At 66.6% G+C, this 18408-nt stretch carries 17 protein-coding genes; 8 read left to right on the top strand and 9 right to left on the bottom strand.

Annotated elements, in window-relative coordinates; all coding sequences use genetic code 11:
• The 3 genes from ASG11_RS16575 to ASG11_RS16585 form a co-directional block, all read left to right on the top strand.
• A partial coding sequence (locus ASG11_RS16575) for a hypothetical protein (protein WP_156363853.1) occupies window positions 1-181 on the top strand: 181 nt, incomplete at its 5' end.
• Window positions 182-192: 11 nt separating this feature from the next.
• Entirely contained in the window at window positions 193-639 is a 447-nt protein-coding gene (locus tag ASG11_RS16580) for a DUF2141 domain-containing protein (RefSeq protein WP_156363877.1), read from the top strand.
• Window positions 636-3230 (top strand): MMPL family transporter, encoded by a 2595-nt coding sequence (locus tag ASG11_RS16585; RefSeq protein ID WP_055782877.1) that lies wholly within the window; start codon window positions 636-638, stop codon window positions 3228-3230. The genes ASG11_RS16580 and ASG11_RS16585 overlap by 4 nt, the downstream gene beginning before the upstream one ends.
• Before the next feature lie 116 nt (window positions 3231-3346).
• On the opposite strand, the gene ASG11_RS16590 is transcribed toward ASG11_RS16585, so the two are convergent.
• Together ASG11_RS16590 and ASG11_RS16595 are read right to left on the bottom strand one after the other, a co-directional pair.
• Window positions 3347-4369: an MlaA family lipoprotein gene (locus ASG11_RS16590; RefSeq protein ID WP_055782880.1), complete on the bottom strand. Its 1023-nt coding sequence runs from the start codon at window positions 4367-4369 to the stop codon at window positions 3347-3349.
• Complete coding sequence (locus ASG11_RS16595; RefSeq protein ID WP_055782882.1) at window positions 4366-4989, bottom strand: ABC transporter substrate-binding protein; 624 nt, start codon at window positions 4987-4989, stop codon at window positions 4366-4368. Before ASG11_RS16595 ends, ASG11_RS16590 begins: the two co-directional genes overlap by 4 nt.
• Window positions 4990-5246: 257 nt before the next feature.
• Here ASG11_RS16595 and ispH point away from each other — a divergent pair, with 257 nt between their 5' ends.
• Genes ispH through ASG11_RS16610 form a run of 3 tightly spaced genes read left to right on the top strand, consistent with a single transcriptional unit; the run spans window position 5247 to window position 7767 of the window.
• Window positions 5247-6212, top strand: coding sequence for a 4-hydroxy-3-methylbut-2-enyl diphosphate reductase (ispH, locus tag ASG11_RS16600; RefSeq protein WP_201781374.1), 966 nt, complete (start codon window positions 5247-5249; stop codon window positions 6210-6212).
• Window positions 6209-7354 carry an adenosyl-hopene transferase HpnH gene (gene hpnH / locus ASG11_RS16605; RefSeq protein ID WP_055782887.1) on the top strand — a complete coding sequence of 382 codons (1146 nt, stop codon included), beginning with the start codon at window positions 6209-6211 and terminating at the stop codon, window positions 7352-7354. Before ispH ends, hpnH begins: the two co-directional genes overlap by 4 nt.
• A 35-nt stretch (window positions 7355-7389) precedes the next feature.
• Entirely contained in the window at window positions 7390-7767 is a 378-nt protein-coding gene (locus ASG11_RS16610; protein WP_082472930.1) for a hypothetical protein, read from the top strand.
• Between the two features lie 186 nt (window positions 7768-7953).
• Here the strand turns inward: ASG11_RS16610 and ASG11_RS16615 are convergent, their stop codons facing one another.
• The 7 genes from ASG11_RS16615 to hpnA all read right to left on the bottom strand — a co-directional run bounded on the left by ASG11_RS16615 (window position 7954) and on the right by hpnA (window position 15752).
• A complete protein-coding gene (locus ASG11_RS16615; protein WP_156363854.1) occupies window positions 7954-8616 on the bottom strand; it encodes a phosphorylase family protein in 663 nt (220 codons plus the stop codon).
• A gap of 103 nt (window positions 8617-8719) precedes the next feature.
• The gene (gene shc / locus ASG11_RS16620; protein WP_236697570.1) at window positions 8720-10630 is read right to left on the bottom strand and encodes a squalene--hopene cyclase; all 1911 of its coding nucleotides are present in this window, start codon (window positions 10628-10630) and stop codon (window positions 8720-8722) included.
• A 29-nt stretch (window positions 10631-10659) separates the two neighbouring features.
• Window positions 10660-11913, bottom strand: coding sequence for a hydroxysqualene dehydroxylase HpnE (gene hpnE / locus ASG11_RS16625; protein ID WP_236697571.1), 1254 nt, complete (start codon window positions 11911-11913; stop codon window positions 10660-10662).
• Entirely contained in the window at window positions 11910-12749 is an 840-nt protein-coding gene (gene hpnD, locus ASG11_RS16630) for a presqualene diphosphate synthase HpnD (RefSeq protein ID WP_055782898.1), read from the bottom strand. The genes hpnE and hpnD overlap by 4 nt, the downstream gene beginning before the upstream one ends.
• Window positions 12746-13591 (bottom strand): squalene synthase HpnC, encoded by an 846-nt coding sequence (gene hpnC, locus ASG11_RS16635; RefSeq protein ID WP_055782901.1) that lies wholly within the window; start codon window positions 13589-13591, stop codon window positions 12746-12748. The genes hpnD and hpnC overlap by 4 nt, the downstream gene beginning before the upstream one ends.
• A complete protein-coding gene (locus tag ASG11_RS16640) occupies window positions 13588-14709 on the bottom strand; it encodes a glycosyltransferase (RefSeq protein ID WP_055782905.1) in 1122 nt (373 codons plus the stop codon). Before ASG11_RS16640 ends, hpnC begins: the two co-directional genes overlap by 4 nt.
• Window positions 14706-15752: a hopanoid-associated sugar epimerase gene (hpnA, locus tag ASG11_RS16645; RefSeq protein ID WP_082472932.1), complete on the bottom strand. Its 1047-nt coding sequence runs from the start codon at window positions 15750-15752 to the stop codon at window positions 14706-14708. Before hpnA ends, ASG11_RS16640 begins: the two co-directional genes overlap by 4 nt.
• Here hpnA and hpnI point away from each other — a divergent pair.
• Window positions 15751-16908 carry a bacteriohopanetetrol glucosamine biosynthesis glycosyltransferase HpnI gene (gene hpnI, locus ASG11_RS16650; RefSeq protein WP_055782910.1) on the top strand — a complete coding sequence of 386 codons (1158 nt, stop codon included), beginning with the start codon at window positions 15751-15753 and terminating at the stop codon, window positions 16906-16908. The genes hpnA and hpnI overlap by 2 nt on opposite strands.
• Entirely contained in the window at window positions 16905-18335 is a 1431-nt protein-coding gene (hpnJ, locus tag ASG11_RS16655; protein WP_055782913.1) for a hopanoid biosynthesis associated radical SAM protein HpnJ, read from the top strand. Before hpnI ends, hpnJ begins: the two co-directional genes overlap by 4 nt.
• Window positions 18336-18408: the final 73 nt, after the last annotated feature.

Here is an 18408-nt window from a genome sequence, read left to right on the forward strand (position 1 = left end):
CGAGGGGCTGATCGACAACGGCCTGAAACTGCGCACGATGCGCCTGCCCGACGCGTTCCAGGACCAGGACAAGCCCGAACTGCAATATGCCGCCGCCAGGCTCGACGCCGACGCCATCGTCGAAACCGTCCTCACCGCACTCAGGCATAATGCGACTGGAGTGGTCGGGGCGTCTGCATGAAGCGGCCGGCGATGGCAGGCGGGTTGGCGGCAATCGCCCTCGCCTGCATCGGCGCCGCCCCCACCCCACTCGGCACGCTGACCGTGCGGGTCGGTAACGTGCGCAACGACAAGGGCATCATGCATATCGACATCTGCCCGGAGCCGTATTTCCTGAAGGACGACTGCCCCTATGTCGCCAATGCGCCGGCACGCGCGGGCATGACGATCGTCGTCGCGCACAATATTCCCGCCGGGCGCTACGCCGTGCAGGCATTCCATGACGAGAATTCCAACAAGAAGGTCGACCGCGCTTTGTTCGGCATCCCCAAGGAGGGCGTCGGCTTCTCCAACGATGCGCCGATCCGGTTGAGCCCGCCGAAATGGGCCGCGGCCGTGTTCGCGTTCAACGGCGCCGACCAGACGATCGCGCTCAACATGCGCTACTTCCTCGGGGCGTCTGGCCCGGCGGCGAAGTGAAGCTCGGCGCGATCGTTCCGCGCGCCGTTGCGGCGAGCATCGTCCGGCCCTGGATCACCCTGCTGATCGCACTGGTCGTGGCGGCCGGCGCGCTGCTGTTCACCGCATCGCATTTCGCGATGACCACCGACACTGCCGAACTGATCTCGCCCGATGTCGACTGGCGGCAGCACGAGCGCGCGATGGACGACGCCTTCCCGCAATTGCGGGATGCGATGGTGGTGGTGATCGACGGCAAGACGCCCGAGCTGGCCGAAGATGGCGCGGCGAAACTGGCTGCGAAGTTCGCCGCCGATCCCAAGCATTTTCGCGCGGTGCGCCGGCCCGATGGCGGCGAGTTTTTCGCGCGCGAAGGCTTGCTGTTCGGGTCCGAGGCGGAAGTGCGCCAGACCATCGCGGCGCTGGTCAAGGCCCAGCCGCTGCTCGGCCCGCTGGCCGCCGATCCGTCGCTGCGCGGGGTGGCGGGGGCGGTGACCACAATGCTCGACGGGGTCGATGCCGGGCAGGCCAGCTTGGCCGACATCCGCGCGCCGATGCGGGCCTTGGCCGAGGCGACCGATTCGTCGCTGGCGGGCGAGCCGATCTTCTTTTCCTGGCAGGCATTGTTCGCGGCCGGCGGATCGAGCCTCGCCGCCCCGACGCGGCGGCTGATCCTGGTGCGGCCGGTGCTCGACTACGGATCGCTGATGCCCGGCGAGAATGCGAGCGCGGCGGTCCATGCCACCGCCAAAGCGCTCGGACTGAACGAGGCGCATGGCGTAACGGTACGACTGACCGGCGACGTGCCGCTGTCCGACGAGGAATTCGCCACGTTGCAGGACAATATCGGGCTGGTCGCGTGCGTGATGCTGGCGGCGATGCTGCTGACCTTGTGGCTGGCGACACGATCGGTGAAACTGGTCGCCGCGATCATCGCAACGATCGTGATCGGCCTGATCGCAACTTTGGCGGCGGGGCTGATGGCGGTGGGGCGGCTGAACCTGATCTCGATCGCTTTCATTCCGCTGTTCGTCGGGCTCGGCGTGGATTTCGGGGTGCAGATCTGCGTGCGGTTCAACGCGGAGCAGGCCGAGGGCGCAAGCCTCGGCGAAGCATTGCAGCGGGCGGCGGCTGCGCTGGGCGTGCCGTTGTTGCTGGCGGCGGGCGCGGTGTTCCTCGGCTTCGGGGCGTTTCTGCCCACCGCCTATATCGGCATCGCGGAACTGGGCGTGATCGCCGGGATCGGCATGGTCATCGCGCTGGCGTTCAGCGTCACCTTGCTGCCGGCGCTGGTGATGCTGTTGCGGCCGGGCGCGCCACACCGAGAGGTCGGGTTCGCGGCGATGGCACCGGTCGATTGCTGGCTGGAACGGCGGCGGCGCACGGTGCTGTGGGCGTTCGCCGCGTCGATGGCGCTGAGCATCGCGCTGCTGCCGTGGGTGACGTTCGACTTCAACCCGCTCGACCTGCGCGATCCGGCCAGCCCGGCGATGCGCACGCTGACCGACCTGACGCGCGATCCGGACCGTACACCGAATACGATCGGCGTGCTGGCCCCCGACAAGGCGACGGCGAGCGCGTTGGCGAAGCGGTTGTCGGCCCTGCCCGAGGTCAAGCAGGTCGTCTCGCTCGACAGCTTCGTGCCGGAGGATCAGCCGCCCAAGCTGGCCGCAATCTCGGATGCGGCGTTGCTGCTCGACGTCACGATCAACCCGTTCGACATCGCACCCGCACCTGACGATGCCGCGCGCGTGCAGGCGCTGACCGCGCTTTCGACCCGGCTCGCCCAGGCGGCGTCCGCTCATCCGGGGCCGGGCGCGAGCGAGGCGCGCGCGCTGTCCGCCGCGTTCGGACGTCTCGCGCGCGGTAAGGCGGAGCAACGTGCGAAGGTCGAGGCGATGCTCGCCCAGCCGCTCGGCACGATGCTCGACCAGATCCGCGGCCTGTTGCAGGCCGAGCCGGTAACGCTCGCTTCGCTGCCTGCCGATATGGCGCGCGACTGGCGAACGCCGGACGGGCGCTATCGGCTGGAGGTATTCCCCTCGGGCGATGCCAACGACAATGCCGTGATGAAGCGCTTCCGCGCGGCGGTCGGCACGGTGACGCCGAACGTCTCCGGCCTGCCGGTCGCGACTCAGGCGGCGGCGGCGACAATCGCGGGGGCCTTCGTGCAGGCCGGGGTGATCGCGTTCGTGCTGGTCAGCCTGTTGCTGTTCGCGGTGCTGCGGGACGTGCGCGAGGTAGCGTTCACGCTCGCACCGGTGATCCTGTCGATCTTCCTCACGCTCGGCACCTGCGTCGTCATCGGACAGCCGATCAACTTCGCCAACATCATCGCGCTTCCGTTGTTGTTCGGGGTGGGCGTGGCGTTTCACATCTATTTCGTGATGGCCTGGCGCGGCGGGGCGACCGACCTGCTGCAATCGAGCCTGGCGCGCGCCGTGCTGTTCAGCGCGCTGGCAACCGGTACCGCGTTCGGGAGCCTGTGGTTGTCGCACCACCCGGGCACCGCGAGCATGGGCAAGATCCTGATGATCTCGCTAGCGTGGACCCTGGTGTGCGCGCTGATCTTCGAGCCGGCGTTGCTCGGGCCGCCCGCCAAGCGACGGTGATCTGACACTGCACTGCCCCCCACCGTTCGTGCCGAGCCTGTCGAAGCACATGCCCCGAACACGCCCTTCGACAGGCTCAGGGCGAACGGAGGGGAAGGCACCTCAGAATGAGGTGGTCAGGGTTTAGGCGCGGGTTGAGCCGGGTCGGCTAGCGGATCGGCCAGTTCCTTCGGCGCGGCTTCGGGCTTTGGCGCATCGGTCGCAGGCGGAGCCGCCGGATCGGTCATAGGATCGGACAATTCCGGCGTGGCGGGCTTAGCGCCCTGCCCGGCCGCCGGATCGGCGAGATCGTCGCCCAATTCCGCCGGACCCGCAGCGCTCGCCTTGCCGCGCAACGCGTCGATCTCGCCCTGCCGGCTCTGCTGATAGGCCGAGCGCAGCGTGGCGTAGGGATCCACCGCGCCGTCGAACAGCGCCTTGAGTTCGTCGTCGGATTCGGCGCGCAGGTCGAGGCCGGTGATCACCGCCCTCGGCACCTGATATTCCAACCGATCGAACGGCTTGCCCACCGCCAGCGGCAGGACCAAGCCGTCCGCTTGCCCGCCGAGAAAATCGCGCAGGCTGCTCGGTCCGACCAGCGGCAGGAAAAGGTACGGCCCTGGCTTCACGCCGTAATAACCGAGTGTATCGCCCAGGCCATTGTCGCGATGCGGGAGGCTGACGCCCGGCAATTTCGCGACGTCCAGCACGCCGCCCAGCCCGAGCGTGGAATTGATCGAGAAGCGCGCCAGCGTCTCGATCGCCTTGCCCGGCTTCAATTGCAGCAGATAGTTCAGGAAGACGATCGGCTCGCCGAGATTGCTGAAGAAATGCCGCAGTCCGCCGCGCACCGGCTTGGGCACGACCTTCCTGTAGCCCATGCCGGCGGGCCGGAAGATCGCGCGATCGAACTTCTGATGCACGCCGAACATGCCGCGGTTGAAGCCCTCCAACGGGTCGCCCTTCGCGTGATGACGCGGGGTGGAGACCAGGGGCTCCACCGGCGCCGCGACCTCCGCGACGGGTGCCGGCGGCGCATCCTGCGCTTGTTCGGACAGCTTTGCCGCCTCGGCGCTAGCCGCGACCACGGCGGGGCGCGCGTCCCCAGATGCCGGCGCGCCGACCAGCAACAGCGCGGGAATCAACGCCGAAAGCGTCAACCGCCGGCCTTCGCCGATTCGGATTTGGACGACAGGGCGTCGAGATGCGCCACGAGCGCCTTCGCACCACCCGATTGCAGCACACCGGCGAAATCGGACCGCCGGATCGCCAACTGGCTGATCGAATTGCGATAGAAGACGTCGATGATCTTCCATGCGCCGCCCGAATTGCGCAGGCGATAGGAGATCGCGACCTTCTCGCCCTTCGGATCGTTCAGCGTCGTGCGCACCAGCCGGTCGCCGCCACGCACTTCGACCTTGGGATCGATGGTGAAGGACTGGCCGGAGAAATCGTTGAAATTCGTGGCATATTGGCCGATCGTCATGCGCCGGAACGCCGCGGTCAGTGCGGCCTGATCGGCCGGCTTGATCGTCGTCCAGACCGATCCGATCGACAGGCGGGTCATCAACGGCAGGTCGTACGCCCGGTCGATCACCGGACCGATCGTAGCGGCGCGCCCCTTCGTGCCCGCCGCCTTGCCGGCCTTCATGATCGCGATCAGACCGTCGTCGAGCGCCTTGACCGTCGCTTGGGCGGGATCGGCCGCCTGAGCCGATGCGCCGGCCGGTGCGGCAACAGGGCCGAGCAGCGCGACCATGGCGATGAAAAGATGACGCATTTTACTCAGCTCCTCTAATCGTCCTCCCCATACGGCCCGCCCCAAACATGGTCCAGCCTGCGCGAGGTCAAATAATGACATGTTGCTGCGATGCAAAAAATTGTCACGCTGCGAGGTTGGCGTTTCGATTCCGACTTGCCATAATCTGGGCATATCAATGCGGCATCAGCCGGTTTGGACACGACGGAAGGGTGCTCGACTTGCACGAACGGACGACCAATACGCAGGGCAGTGCGACCGGCCGCGGCACGGACGACATTCTGCAGATCATCCTGGCGAAGCCCCGCGGCTTCTGCGCCGGCGTGGTGCGGGCGATCGACATCGTGGAGCGCGCGCTGGAGCGGGAACAGGCACCGGTCTACGTCCGGCACGAGATCGTCCACAACCGGCATGTCGTGGACAAGCTCCGCCGCAAGGGTGCGATCTTCGTCGACGAACTGTCCGAGATTCCGGCCGGCGCGCTGACTATCTTCAGCGCGCACGGCGTGGCGCGCGCGGTGGAAACCGAGGCGGCGGAGCGCGGCCTGCCGGTGATCGACGCCACCTGCCCGCTCGTCACCAAGGTGCATATCCAGGGCCGTCGCTATGCCAAGTCGAACCGCACGCTCGTACTGATCGGGCATGAAGGCCATGCCGAGGTCGAAGGCACGATGGGCCAGGTGGATGCGCCAATCCATCTCGTCTCCACCGTCGCCGATGTCGTCGCGTTGCCGATCGCGCTCGACACGCCGATCGCCTATGTCACGCAGACTACGCTGAGCGTGGACGATACCCGCAGCGTCATCGCCGCGCTGAACGATCGCTTCGCCGACGTGATCGGGCCGGACGTGTCCGAGATCTGCTACGCCACGCAGAACCGGCAGACCGCGGTGCGCGACCTGGCGCGGGTCAGCGACCTGTTGATCGTGGTGGGCGCATCGAACAGCTCCAATTCCAGCCGCCTGCGCGAGATCGGCGTGGAGATGGGCCTGCCCAGCTATCTGGTCGCCGATGGCAGCGAGGTCGATCCGGCCTGGTTGCAGGGTGTTGCCGCCGTCGGCATCACGGCGGGCGCATCCGCCCCCGACGAACTGGTCGACAGCGTCATCGCCGCGCTTTCCACCTTCCGCAACGTTCGCGTTTCGCAACTGGATGGCGTAGAAGAGAATGTCGAATTCAGCCTGCCGCCCGAACTGCGGCCCCAGAAGATGCGCGAAGCGCGCGCCGTAGGACAACAAGCATGACCCTTCCTCTGTCCCCGCTGGTGCGCATCGGCGCCTACACGCTCAAGAACCATATCAAGGGCGGCAGGTATCCGCTCGTGCTCATGCTCGAGCCGCTGTTGCGCTGCAATCTGGCCTGTCCCGGCTGCGGCAAGATCGATTATCCGGACGCGATCCTCAACCAGCGGCTGAGCTATGACGAATGCATGGCCGCGATCGACGAATGCGGCGCCCCCGCCGTGTCGATCGCCGGCGGCGAGCCTTTGCTCCACCGCGACATGCCGAAGATCGTCGAAGGCTATATCGCCAAGAAGAAGTTCGTCATCCTGTGCACCAACGCATTGCTGATGAAGAAGAAGATCGACCAGTATAAGCCGTCGCCCTTCTTCACCTGGTCGATCCATCTCGACGGCGACAAGGGCATGCACGACCATGCCGTCGATCAGGACGGCACGTATGAGGTGGCGATCGAGGCGATCGAGCTGGCCAAGGCCAAGGGCTTCCGCGTTCAGGTCAATTGCACGGTGTTCGACGGCGCGAATTCGGATCGGCTCGCCGCCTTCTTCGACACGATGGAGGAGCATGGCGTCGAGATCACGATCTCGCCGGGCTATGCTTACGAGCGCGCCGCCGATCAGGAGCATTTCTTCAACCGCACGCGCACCAAGCAATTCTTCCGCGACGTGTTCGCCAAGGGCGACGGCGGCAAGGCGTGGAGCTTCACCAATTCGCCTTTGTTCCTCGATTTCCTCGCGGGCAACCAGACCTACGAATGCACACCCTGGTCGATGCCGCTGAAGACCGTCTTCGGCTGGCAGAAGCCGTGCTACCTCGTCGGCGAAGGCTATGTGCAGAGTTTCGCCGAGTTGATGGAAGGCACGGAATGGGATCAATACGGTGTCGGCAAGTACGAGAAGTGCGCCGACTGCATGGTCCATTGCGGCTTCGAAGGCACCGCCGCGACGGATTCGATCCGCCATCCGCTCAAGATGTTCCAGATCGGGCGCAAGGGCGTGCGCACCGACGGCCCGATGGCACCCGATATCGACATCTCAAACCAGCGCCGCGCCGAGGATGTGCATTCGACCCATGTCGAGCGCGAACTGGCCAAGATCAAGGCGGCAGACCCGGAAGGGTTCAAGCGGGTACAGCGCGCGGCGTAATCGCCCCGACTTTTTCGTTTTGAAGGATCAAGCATATGCGGACTTGTATCGTATCGTCCGTGGCGCTGAGCCTCGGCCTGGTTTTCGCCACCCCGGCCTCGGCGCAGGACGCCGGGTCGGACGTGCGTTGCATCCTCGTCTCGAACGTCTTTTCGCGGGTCGAGCCGGACGTGAAGAAAAAGGCGGTGGCTCAGGCGACCGGATTGTATTTTTCCGGGCGCATCAGCGCGCGCATGTCGCCCGCCCAGATCAAAGCGCAGATCGTCGCGCAGGCGAAGACGCTCAACAAGGACAATAGCGGGCCGGTGATGACCGCCTGTGCGAAGGTCCTCCAGGAAAACCAGCGCATGATGCAGGGCATCGCGATGGAAATCCAGAAGGCGAACCCCGCGCCGCCGCCGGCCAAGAAATGACGCTGCCGGCGACCGCTGCCTAGAGCGTGATGACATGAGGTTGAACCACATCCTCCGTCATTCCCGCGAAGGCGGAATCCGTAATCATTGCACTTTGTGAGACTCACTTGGTTCAGCCAGTATGGATTCCCGCCTTCGCGGGAATGACGATGGGGGGAAGGCGGCTCAAACCAAAGTCAATTAGCTTCAGCGAGGCAAGGCCATCCGTGGACCGATCATGATCGCCCCGCGCTTCAATTCGCGCATCGCCCTGGTAAAGCCCGCGGTGGTCCGGGCAATGTCCGCCGCCTGACCGGGCCGGGCGGCGAGCGAGCGCAGCATCGCCTTCGCGTCCACACCGCCATCGGGGCGCATCGACACCGTGATCGCATGCGGCAGCATGTGGCGCGCGCCGTCCGAGATGCAGCGTACGATCGCGAACGGCAGGCCGCGTTGCATGGCGACGGCCGCGGCGACGTGGCTTTCCATATCGACCGCCAGCGCCTCGTGCGTCACGCCAAGCGCCAGTTTCTCGGCAACGCTATCGATCATGCGCCCATCGGCGAAAAACCCACCGAGCCGCGCCCCGGGCAGCCGCGCCTGCAACGCCGAGGCCCAGTCGGGATCGCACTCAATGTCGATCGCGCCGGACAGCCGATTCCCGACCACCCAGTCACCGATCGCCAGCCCGTCAGCGAGCGCCCCGGTCATCCCGTAGCTCAGGATACCGGCCGCGCCGGCTGCCGCGGCCTCGATCTTCGCGCGCAACCCAACCGGATCGCCTCCGCCAGCGACGACGACGATGCCCGACTGGCGAAGTGTGGCGACCTCGCGGTTGAACCCGGTGGCGACGACGACGTGGCCGATCATTTCCTCGCCATTCCAACATCCGTTCGACATGCGCCCGTCGAAGGGCACGCGCCGCACTTGGGCTTCGACGAGCTCAGCCCGAACGGGGTCAAAGCTTCAAACCTCACATTCCGCACTCCACGCGCGCCGAATTGGACCGCTTGAGGTTGCGATAGCGCGCCATCGCCCAGAGCGGGAAATATTTCGGATAGCCGTGATAGCGTAGATAGAATACGCGCGGGAAGCCGCCGCCGGTGTACATCTCCTGTCCCCAAAGCCCTTCGTCCTGCTGATGTTGGGCCAGCCAGGCCACGCCGCGTGCGACCGCCTCCGCATCGACCTCTCCCGCCGCCATCAGGCCGAGCAACGCCCAGCCCGTCTGCGATGCGGTGGACGGTGCGGGCACATGACCGGTGCGATCGAGCGCGTAGCTGTCGCAATCCTCGCCCCAGCCACCGTCCGGGTTCTGGATCGTCTTCAGCCAGCCTATCGCCCTGGCGACCATCGGATGTTCCGGCGGCAATCCGGCGGCGTTGAGCGCGCACAGCACCGACCATGTGCCATAAACGTAATTCACGCCCCAGCGCCCGAACCAGCTGCCGTCCGGCTCCTGCTCGCGCTCCAGCCATGCCAGCGCGGCTTTCATGCGAGGGCTATCGCGCTCGCCGAGTTGCGCCAGCATCGACACGCAGCGCGCGGTGACGTCGGCGGTCGGCGGGTCGAGCAGCGCACCGTGATCGGCGAAGGGCAGGTTGTTGAGATAGGTATAGGCGTTGTCGGCATCGAACGCCCCCCACCCGCCATCCTTGGATTGCAGCCCGACGGTCCATTCGACGCCACGGTCGATCGCCGTGTCGTACTCGCCGGAGCGCCCACGCGCGCGATCCATCGCCATCACCACCACGGCGGTGTCGTCCAGATCGGGATAGTGATCGTTATTGTACTGGAATGCCCAGCCGCCGGGCCGGACCCCCGGGCGTTCCTCCGCCCAATCGCCTGAGACGTCGAGCACTTGACGCGGCCTCAACCATTCCAGCGCGCGATCGGCCAGCGGTTCGTTGTCGCCGCCCGCCTCCAACATCGCATGCGCGGCCAGCGCCGTATCCCACACCGGCGACACGCAGGGCTGGCAATAGGCCTCGTCATCGCCGATCACCAACAACCGCTCGACCGATTCCCGCGCGATGGCGCGGCGCGGGTCGTCCGCGCCGATGCCGAGGCAATCGAACATCATCACGCTGTTCGCCATCGCGGGGTAGATCGCGCCCAGCCCGTCCACACCGTTCAGCCGCTCGCGGACCCACGCGACGCAGGTATCGATCGCGCGCTGGCGGAGCGCCTTGGGCCACAATCCGTTACCAGCCTTCAGCATCCGATCGAGCGCGTTGAACCCCTTGGTCCATAGCCATTTCGGGTCCGCCGCCTTGCTTCCGGCCCGGACCTTCGCGCCGGTATAGAGTTCGTCGACCGTCACCCCGAGCGCATTGCGCGCGACCGGCTGCACCGCGCCTAGCACCAGCAGCGGCACCACCACGGTTCGCGCCCAATAGGACATCTTCGACAAATGGATCGGGAACCAGCGCGGCAGCAGGATCAGTTCCGGCGGCATGGTCGGCACGGTCGCCCAGGGACCGGCACCGAATAAAGCGAGCTGGATGCGCGTGAAGACGTTGCTCGCCGCCGCCCCGCCCGCGGCGAGGATCGCGGCACGCGCGCTAGCCATGTGCGGCGCATTCACCGGGTCGCCGATCATCTTGAGCGCATAATAAGCCTTCACGCTGGCGCTGACATCGAACGCGCCGCCGTGAAACAGGCCCCAACCGCTATGCTCGGCAGATTGGATGCGGCGCAGATAGGTGGCGATCTTCGCCTCCAGCACGGCATCGACGGCCTCGCCGAGATAATGTCGCAGCAGCACATATTCCGCCGGGATCGTTGCGTCGGCCTCCAGCTCGAATACCCAGTGGCCGTCCGGCTGCTGCGCCCGCGCTAAGGCGGCGGTGGCGCGATCGATCGATCGGTCGAGGGCGGTCATGGGGTCGAGCGGCGCGTGCATCGGGCCTGTTACCCTGACCGCGCGCCGATCGCCAAGCGTGCTGCGGTTTCGCCCGACCGCAAAGCGCCTTCGATCGTCGCGGGAAGGCCGGTCTGCGTCCAATCCCCGGCAAGGAACAGGTTGCGCCAGCGCGTGGCGGCGGGCGGGCGCTTGGCATCCTGCTCCGGCGTCGCGGCGAAGGTGGCGCGCTTTTCCTTGACGATCTGCCATGCCGGCATGAGCGCATCGATCTTCAGCGCCGTGCAGATGTCCGCCCAGAAGATGCGCGCCAGTTCCTCACGGTCGCGATCGACCAATGCATCGGCGGCGCTGACCGTCACGGACAATCGATCGGGAAAGGCGAACACCCATTCGGCCGTCGCACCGATCAGGCCGAGCATCTTCGGGGCATCGTGCGGCGCGGGGAACGCGAAGTGTCCGTTGACGATCGCGCGGAATTCGTCGGGCGCTTCGAGATCCGGAACCAGAGCCGTAGCGACCCAGGGCGGTACGGCGAGGATCACTGCTTCGTCGGCCTCGACCGGCTCCACGCCCGCCCCCCAATCGAGACTGACGACGCGATCGCCATCGAACCCGATCGCGCGCAATCGGCGCCCGATTTCCACTGGCGCCCCCTGCCCCGCCAGCCAGGTCGAGGCAGGATCGCCGAACGCTGCCGCCAAAGTCGGCTCGGCGATCAGTGGACGCATCGCCGCGCCGCCCACCGCGACCGTCTCCCGCAGGGCATTGCGGGTGAGCAGCGCCGATCCCTCGCCGGCGGCGGTGTTGAGCACGGCGAGCAGAACCGGTTCGAGCAACCGATCCCAGACCGGCCCGATCGTGGTGAAATGTTCGTCCACCCGCCCCTTGCGCGCCATCAGCAGGCGCAGGATCGGAAGATAATCGATCGGGCCGCTGCCCGGCACGCGACGGTGCTTGTCCAGCACCCACCACGGCGCGCGCCCGTCGTTGATCCGCACCGTCCAACGCGCGCCGCTGACGATATCGCAGAAGTCGAAATCGGCCTGCTCCGGCCCGGCCAGCGGCACATCCGCGCCGATCGCCGACCGAAAGCGGGCTACCGCCTGGTTGCCCGATAGGACGAGGTGATTGCCGTTGTCGATCGTCTGGCCAAGCTGCGGATCGAAATACGACCGGCACCGCCCCCCGGGCTGCGCGGCCGAATCCGAGATCCGCACCGCCAGCCCGGCCTGCTTCAACGCGACGGCGGCGGACAACCCTGCCAGCCCCGCCCCGGCAATCGTCACGCGCGCGATGCTCAACGCGTCAGGCCGAGACGCACGACGGTCCATAGCAATTCCGGCTTGGACATCTTGACGCGAATACGCGGCGGTGCCCAGCCGATCGCCTCGGTTCGCGCCAGCACCTTGGCATAGACCGCCTCCATCAGGCGCGGCGCGAGCAGATGCCCGCGCGGGCGCGTGGCGAGGATCGCGTGTGCCTTGGCATAATGCCCGTGCGCGATCGCGGCGACCTGCCGGGCGGCGAGATCGATGCGGGGGTCGCCGACCACCTCGACCGGCGTGGTGAACGTGATGCCTGCCGCGATGATCGCCTCGGCCGGCAGATAGACGCGCCCGATCGCGGCGTCCTCGTCGAGATCGCGCAGGATGTTGGTGAGTTGCAGCGCGCGCCCGAGGTGGAAGGCGAGGTCGATGCCCGGCGCCTCGTCCATCCCGAACACCCGCACCGACAGCCGCCCGACCGCCGAGGCGACGCGGTCGCAATAGAGATCGAGTTCCACGAGGGGGGGCCAACGGATATCTCGCGCCACGTCCATCGCCATGCCGTCGATCACGGCAAGAAAATCCTCCTGCTTCAGCCCGAAACGGCGCACCGCTTTTGCAACCAGTTCCGCCTGCCCCGGATCGCCGCCGGCATAGAGCGAGGCGATGTCGCGCCGCCAGACGTCGAGCGCGGCGGCACGTTCCGCGCGATTGCCCCGTTCGTCGTCGGCGATGTCGTCGACCAGCCGGCAGAAGCCGTAGATCGCGTACATCGCCTCGCGCTCGGCCTTGGGCAGCACGCGCATGCCCGCGTAGAAGGAACTGCCGGAAACCTGCTTCTGCAGTGCGCCGGGGGTGGAATCCGGGTTCATGCCGCGCGCCGGAACAGGACGGGCAAGGCGGCGCGGGCGGCGAGCAATGCGGCCTCGGCCTTGCCGTGATGCACGCGCTCGCTCAGCGGATCGCGATGCTCGAGCCGCTCGGCCAGGCTTTCCGCCAGCCGCTGGATCACCGCCACTTCGGCGGCAAGCTTGCGATCGCGAATCAGGCGCGCGAACGGCGCGGATTGGGCGAGCAGTTCGCGCGTCCGCCCGGCAAGCGCGACGATCGCACTACGCAACGCCGGTGTCGCATGTGTCGCGTCCAGATCCTCCACGCGCGCGCCATGCTCGGCCAGCGTGTCGAGCGGCAGATAGACGCGGCGGATCGTGCGATAGTCCTTGCCGCAATCCTGCAGATGATTGACGACCTGCAACGCCGCGCACAGCGCATCGTTGGCCGGCCAGATCGCGCGATCCTCGCCATGGACATCCAGCACGAAGCGCCCGACCGGCATCGCCGAGTAGCGGCAATAGTCGATCAACGCGGCCCAATCGACACAGCGATCGACCGTCACGTCACGCTCGAACGCGACGAGCAGGTCGCGGGCATGGACGGCATCGAGCCCACGCTCGGCCATGACGTTTCGCAACGCCAACGCCTCGGGCGCGCCGTTCGCGGCACCGTCCAGTCCGGCCCGCATAAACGCCAGCCGGGCGAGCTTCTGTTCCGGCGTGGCGCTCTCATGATCGGCGATGTCGTCGGCCGCCCGTGCGAAGCGGTAGAACGCCATGATCGGAGCGCGATGTTCGGCGCTCAGCAGGACGCTGGCGACCGGGAAATTCTCGTCGCGATGCCCCTTGCCGGAGGCGAGATCGGGGCCGACATTGGTCATGCGTTCGCCTGTGTACGACCTTTCCAAGTTCCGCCACGCCCACGATAATATTGCCACGCCGATAGCAAGGTGCAGCCGGCGTAGAAAGCCGCGATTCCCGGCAGCGCGACACCCCAGAGGGCCGAACGGTGGTAGAAACGCAGCATCGGCTGGAAGGCCAGCGCCATCAGCGCCCAGGCGGCCAGCCCGCATGCCTGTGTCCAGCCATGGCCAAAAAAAGTTAGCGCGGGCGGCGCGGCGTAAACCAAGGCGAGCCCGACCAGCGTGCCGACCAGCAGGAGCGGCGAATAGCCGAGTTGCGCATAGGCCGAACGCGAGATCATCGCCGCGATCGTGTCGGCGGTATCATAGGCCCGGATGCTGCGCGACCGATTGGTCAGGCCGAGCCAGATCGGCCCCTGCCGCTTGAGCGCCGCGCCCATGGCGCAATCGTCGATCAGCGCGCCCCGGATCGCGGCGATACCGCCCGCCGCGGCCAGGGCCTCGCGTCGCACCAGCATGCAACCACCCGCCGCCGCGCCGATCCCGCCGGGGCGGTTTACGCGGGCGAACGGATAGAGCAGTTGAAAGAAGAACACGAACGCCGGAATCAGTGCGCGTTCGGCGAAGCTCGTGCAGCGGAGCTTCGCCATCAGGGAAACGAGCGCGAGGTCGCCGGCCTCGCCGCGAGCGACGAGTGTGGCGAGCGTGTCGGGCGCATGGGCGATGTCAGCATCGGTCAGCCAGAGATGTTCGGGCGTCTCGCCTGCCTGTTCGACGCCTTGAGACACCGCCCAGAGCTTGCCGGTCCACCCGCGCGGCAGCGGCTGGCCGCTCAGGATCTCCAGCCGCCCTGCCCCGCTCGACCGGCGCGCGATCTCGGCCGTCCCGTCGCTGCTCGAATCGTCCACGAGGATGACGCGGAACTCGCCCGGATAGTCCTGCGCCAACAGGCTGCCGATCGACTCGGCGATCACCTCCGCCTCGTCGCGCGCCGGGACGATCGCGGTGACGGCGGGCCAGTGCGCCGGCAGCGGGGGCAGATCGCGCGTGTCGCGCTCACGCGTCCGCCAGAAACCGTGCCGCGCGAACACCAGCACCAGCCAGATCGCCAGTGAGACGATGCCGATGGCGATCATGCGATCGCTCCGGCAGCGCGGAACCAGTCCAGCGCGTCACCGACCGCCTCGGCCCAGGGGCGCGCGGTGTAGCCGAGTTCGGCTTCGGCCTTGGCCGAGCTGAAAAACATCTTGTGCTTGGCCATGCGCAGCGAGTCGATCGTCAGGAACGGTTCCTTGCCGGTGATCCGCGCCAGCGCCTCGTTGGCATAGGCCAGGGGGAATAGCGGGCGGCGCGGGATCGCCATCGTCGGCGGCTTGCGCCCGACCCGCGCGGCGATCTCCGCCAGCATCGCGCCGAGGCTCACATCCTGCCCGCCGAGAATGTAGCGCTCGCCGATCCGCCCGCGCTGCCACGCCGCGATGTGCCCGGCTGCCACGTCGTCGACATGGACGAGGTTCAGCCCGCTATCGAGGAACGCCGGCATCCGCCCGTTCGCCGCCTCGACGATGATCCGCCCGGTCGGCGTCGGACGCACGTCGCGCGGGCCGATCGGCGTGGAGGGATTGACGATCACCGCCGGCAACCCGTCCGCGACCATCGATTCGACCAGCCGTTCGGCGACGACCTTGCTGCGCTTGTACGCGCCGACCGCCTGTTCCGGCGTGGCGGGCCGGGTCTCGTCGGCCGGTCCGGCGGGATCGGGGCGCAACGTCGCGACGCTGCTGGTATAGACGATCCGCTCGACCCCGGCACCCAGCGCCGCCTGCATCACCACGCGCGTGCTGGCGAGATTGTTGCGCACGATCTCCTCCGGATCGGGTGCCCAGATGCGGTAGTCGGCGGCGACGTGGAACAGGTGTCGCACCCCGGACATCGCCCGCGCCATGGCGGCGGGATCGAGCGCATCGCCTTCGATCAACGTGCCGGGAAAGTCGGTCAGATTGGCGCGCGGGCTGGATGCGCGCACCAGTCCGCGCACCTGATAGCCCTTCGCGGCGAGGGCGCGGGCGACCGCCGATCCCACGAACCCCGAAACCCCGGTGACGAGAATGATATCCGACGCTTCGTTCACGGTGCGCGGTCTACACAGGACGCGCGCGGCGCGATAGAGAGCAGGCATGACGCCAGCGCACATTGCCGCCATTTTCGGCTGGATCCTGGTGGTGATCGTGGTGGTTGGCGCGCTCTACACTGTGGCAGCGGCAGTCGTGTTCGCACGCTTTTTCGCCCGGGCGCTGCCTGCCCCGAGCAGGAGCGATGCCGTCACCCTGCTCAAACCGCTTTACGGCGTAGAACCCCGGCTGTTCGATAATCTCGCAACTTTCCTCAAGCTCGATCACGATGGCCCGGTCCAACTCCTGCTCGGCGTGCAGCGCGCCGACGATGCAGCGATCGCGGTGGTCGATCGCCTGCGATCTGCTTATCCGAGCGCGCAGATCGATCTTGTCATCGACCCCACCCGGCACGGCGCGAACGGCAAGATCTCAAACCTGATCAACATGACCCCGCACGCCCGGCACCCGATCCTGATCCTGAGCGACAGCGACATCGCCGTCAGGCCAGATTACCTCGCACGCTTGCTCGACGCGCTCGATGCGCCAGACGTCGGCGCGGTGACGGCCGCCTATGTCGGGCGCGGCGATGCCGGGTTCTGGTCGCGATTCGGCGCGGCGGGGCTCGACTGGCACTTGCTCCCCGGCGTCATCTTCGGCGCGAGCAGGGGCCTCGCCACGCCGTGCATGGGATCGACGATCGCGCTTCGCGCCGAAACGCTGGCGGCGATCGGCGGGTTCGCGGCATTCGCCGACACGCTGGCCGACGATTACGCGATCGGCCAAGCGATCCTCGCGCAAGAACAGAAGGTCGTCGTGCCGCCGATGCTTGTCACCCATGCCGGCATCGACGCGAGTTTCGCCGATCTCTGGCGGCACGAGGTGCGCTGGGGCGCGACGATCCTCGGCGTCGAGCCGATCGGATATACCGCTGGCGTGATCGCCATGCCGGTGCCGATCGCGCTGCTCGCCACCGCGCTGATCCCGGCGATCGGCGGCTGGGCGCTGCTTGCCGCCCTCGCCTCCCGCCTCATTCTGATCGCCGCGATCCGTCGCGTTTCCGGCCAATGGCCGGTCCCGCCGCTCCTGCTTCCGGTGCGCGATTGCCTGACTTTCGCAGGATTTATCGCAAGCTTCTTCGCGACATCGGTTGATTGGCGCGGCAGCACGCTTAGAATGGAGCGGGATGGCCAAGTTTCTTCCGGCCCGGAGATTTCCGCATGACGTTGCGCACCTTGTTTTTGCAGGCCCCTTCCTTCGATGGTTATGACGGCGGTGCCGGCGCGCGCTATCAGATGAAGCGCGAAGTAAAGTCGTTCTGGTATCCGACCTGGCTCGCGCAGCCCGCCGCTTTGGTCGAGGGCTCCAAGCTGATCGACGCCCCCGCCCACGACCAGAGCTGGGACGATATCAAGCACGAGATGGACGAGCGCGATCTCGTCATCCTGCACACCTCGACGCCCAGCTTCGGCCAGGACGTGCGCACTGCGGAGTTGATCAAGCAGCGCAACCCCGCGATCCGGATCGGTTTCATCGGTGCAAAGGCGGCGGTCGAATCGACAAAGGTGCTGGAAACATCGACCGCGATCGATTTCGTCGCGCGCAACGAATTCGACTTCACGATTCTCGACGTGGCCAACGGCATGCCGCTGCGCGAGGTGGAGGGCATATCGTGGCGCGACGATGACGGCACGATCATCCACAACAAGGATCGCGCGGTCCTCGAGAATATGGACAGCCTCCCCTTCGTCTCGCCGATCTACAAGCGCGATCTGGTGATGGAGAAGTATTTCGGCGGCTATCTGCTCCACCCCTATGTGTCGTTCTACACCGGGCGCGGGTGCAAGAGCCGCTGCACATTCTGCCTCTGGCCGCAGACGGTGGGCGGGCACAATTACCGTACCCGATCGATCCCGCATGTCATCGAAGAGGTGAAGTACGTCATGCGGGAAATGCCGCAGACCAAAGAGATCTTCTTCGACGACGACACGCTGACCGACAATCTACCGCGCGTCGAAGCGCTGGCGATGGAATTGGGCAAGCTCGGTATCACCTGGTCGTGCAACGCCAAGGCCAATGTGCCGTACAAGACGCTGAAGATCCTGAAGGAGAACGGCCTGCGCCTGCTGCTCGTCGGGTATGAAAGCGGCAACCAGCAGATCCTGCACAATATCAAAAAGGGCCTGCGCACCGATGTCGCGCGGCAGTTCACCAAGGATTGCCACGCGCTCGGCATCGTCATCCACGGCACCTTCATCCTCGGTCTGCCCGGCGAGACGGAGGAGACGATCGAAGAGACGATCAATTACGCCAAGGAGATCGATCCGCACACGATCCAGGTGTCGCTGGCCGCGCCCTACCCCGGCACGTTCCTGTTCAAGCAGGCGACCGAGAATGGGTGGTTCGACGGCACCGATCACTTGCTGACCGATGGCGGCAATCAGATCGCCCAGCTCAGCTACCCGCATCTGCCGGCGGCGGTGATCTTCGACAAGGTCGAGGAGTTCTACAAGCGCTTTTACTTCCGCCCGTCCAAGATCTGGTCGATCGTCAGCGAGATGCTGCGCGACTGGAACATGATGAAGCGGCGTCTGCGCGAAGGCGTGGAGTTCTTCGACTTCCTGCGACGACGCAAGGACGCTCAGGCCTGACGCAGGACATCAAAAGAAACGCCTCCCCGGCCGAGCCAGGGAGGCGTTTCTATTTCGGAGCCTGCGGTTAGGC

The organism is Sphingomonas sp. Leaf357, from assembly GCF_001423845.1.
Taxonomy (GTDB): domain Bacteria; phylum Pseudomonadota; class Alphaproteobacteria; order Sphingomonadales; family Sphingomonadaceae; genus Sphingomonas.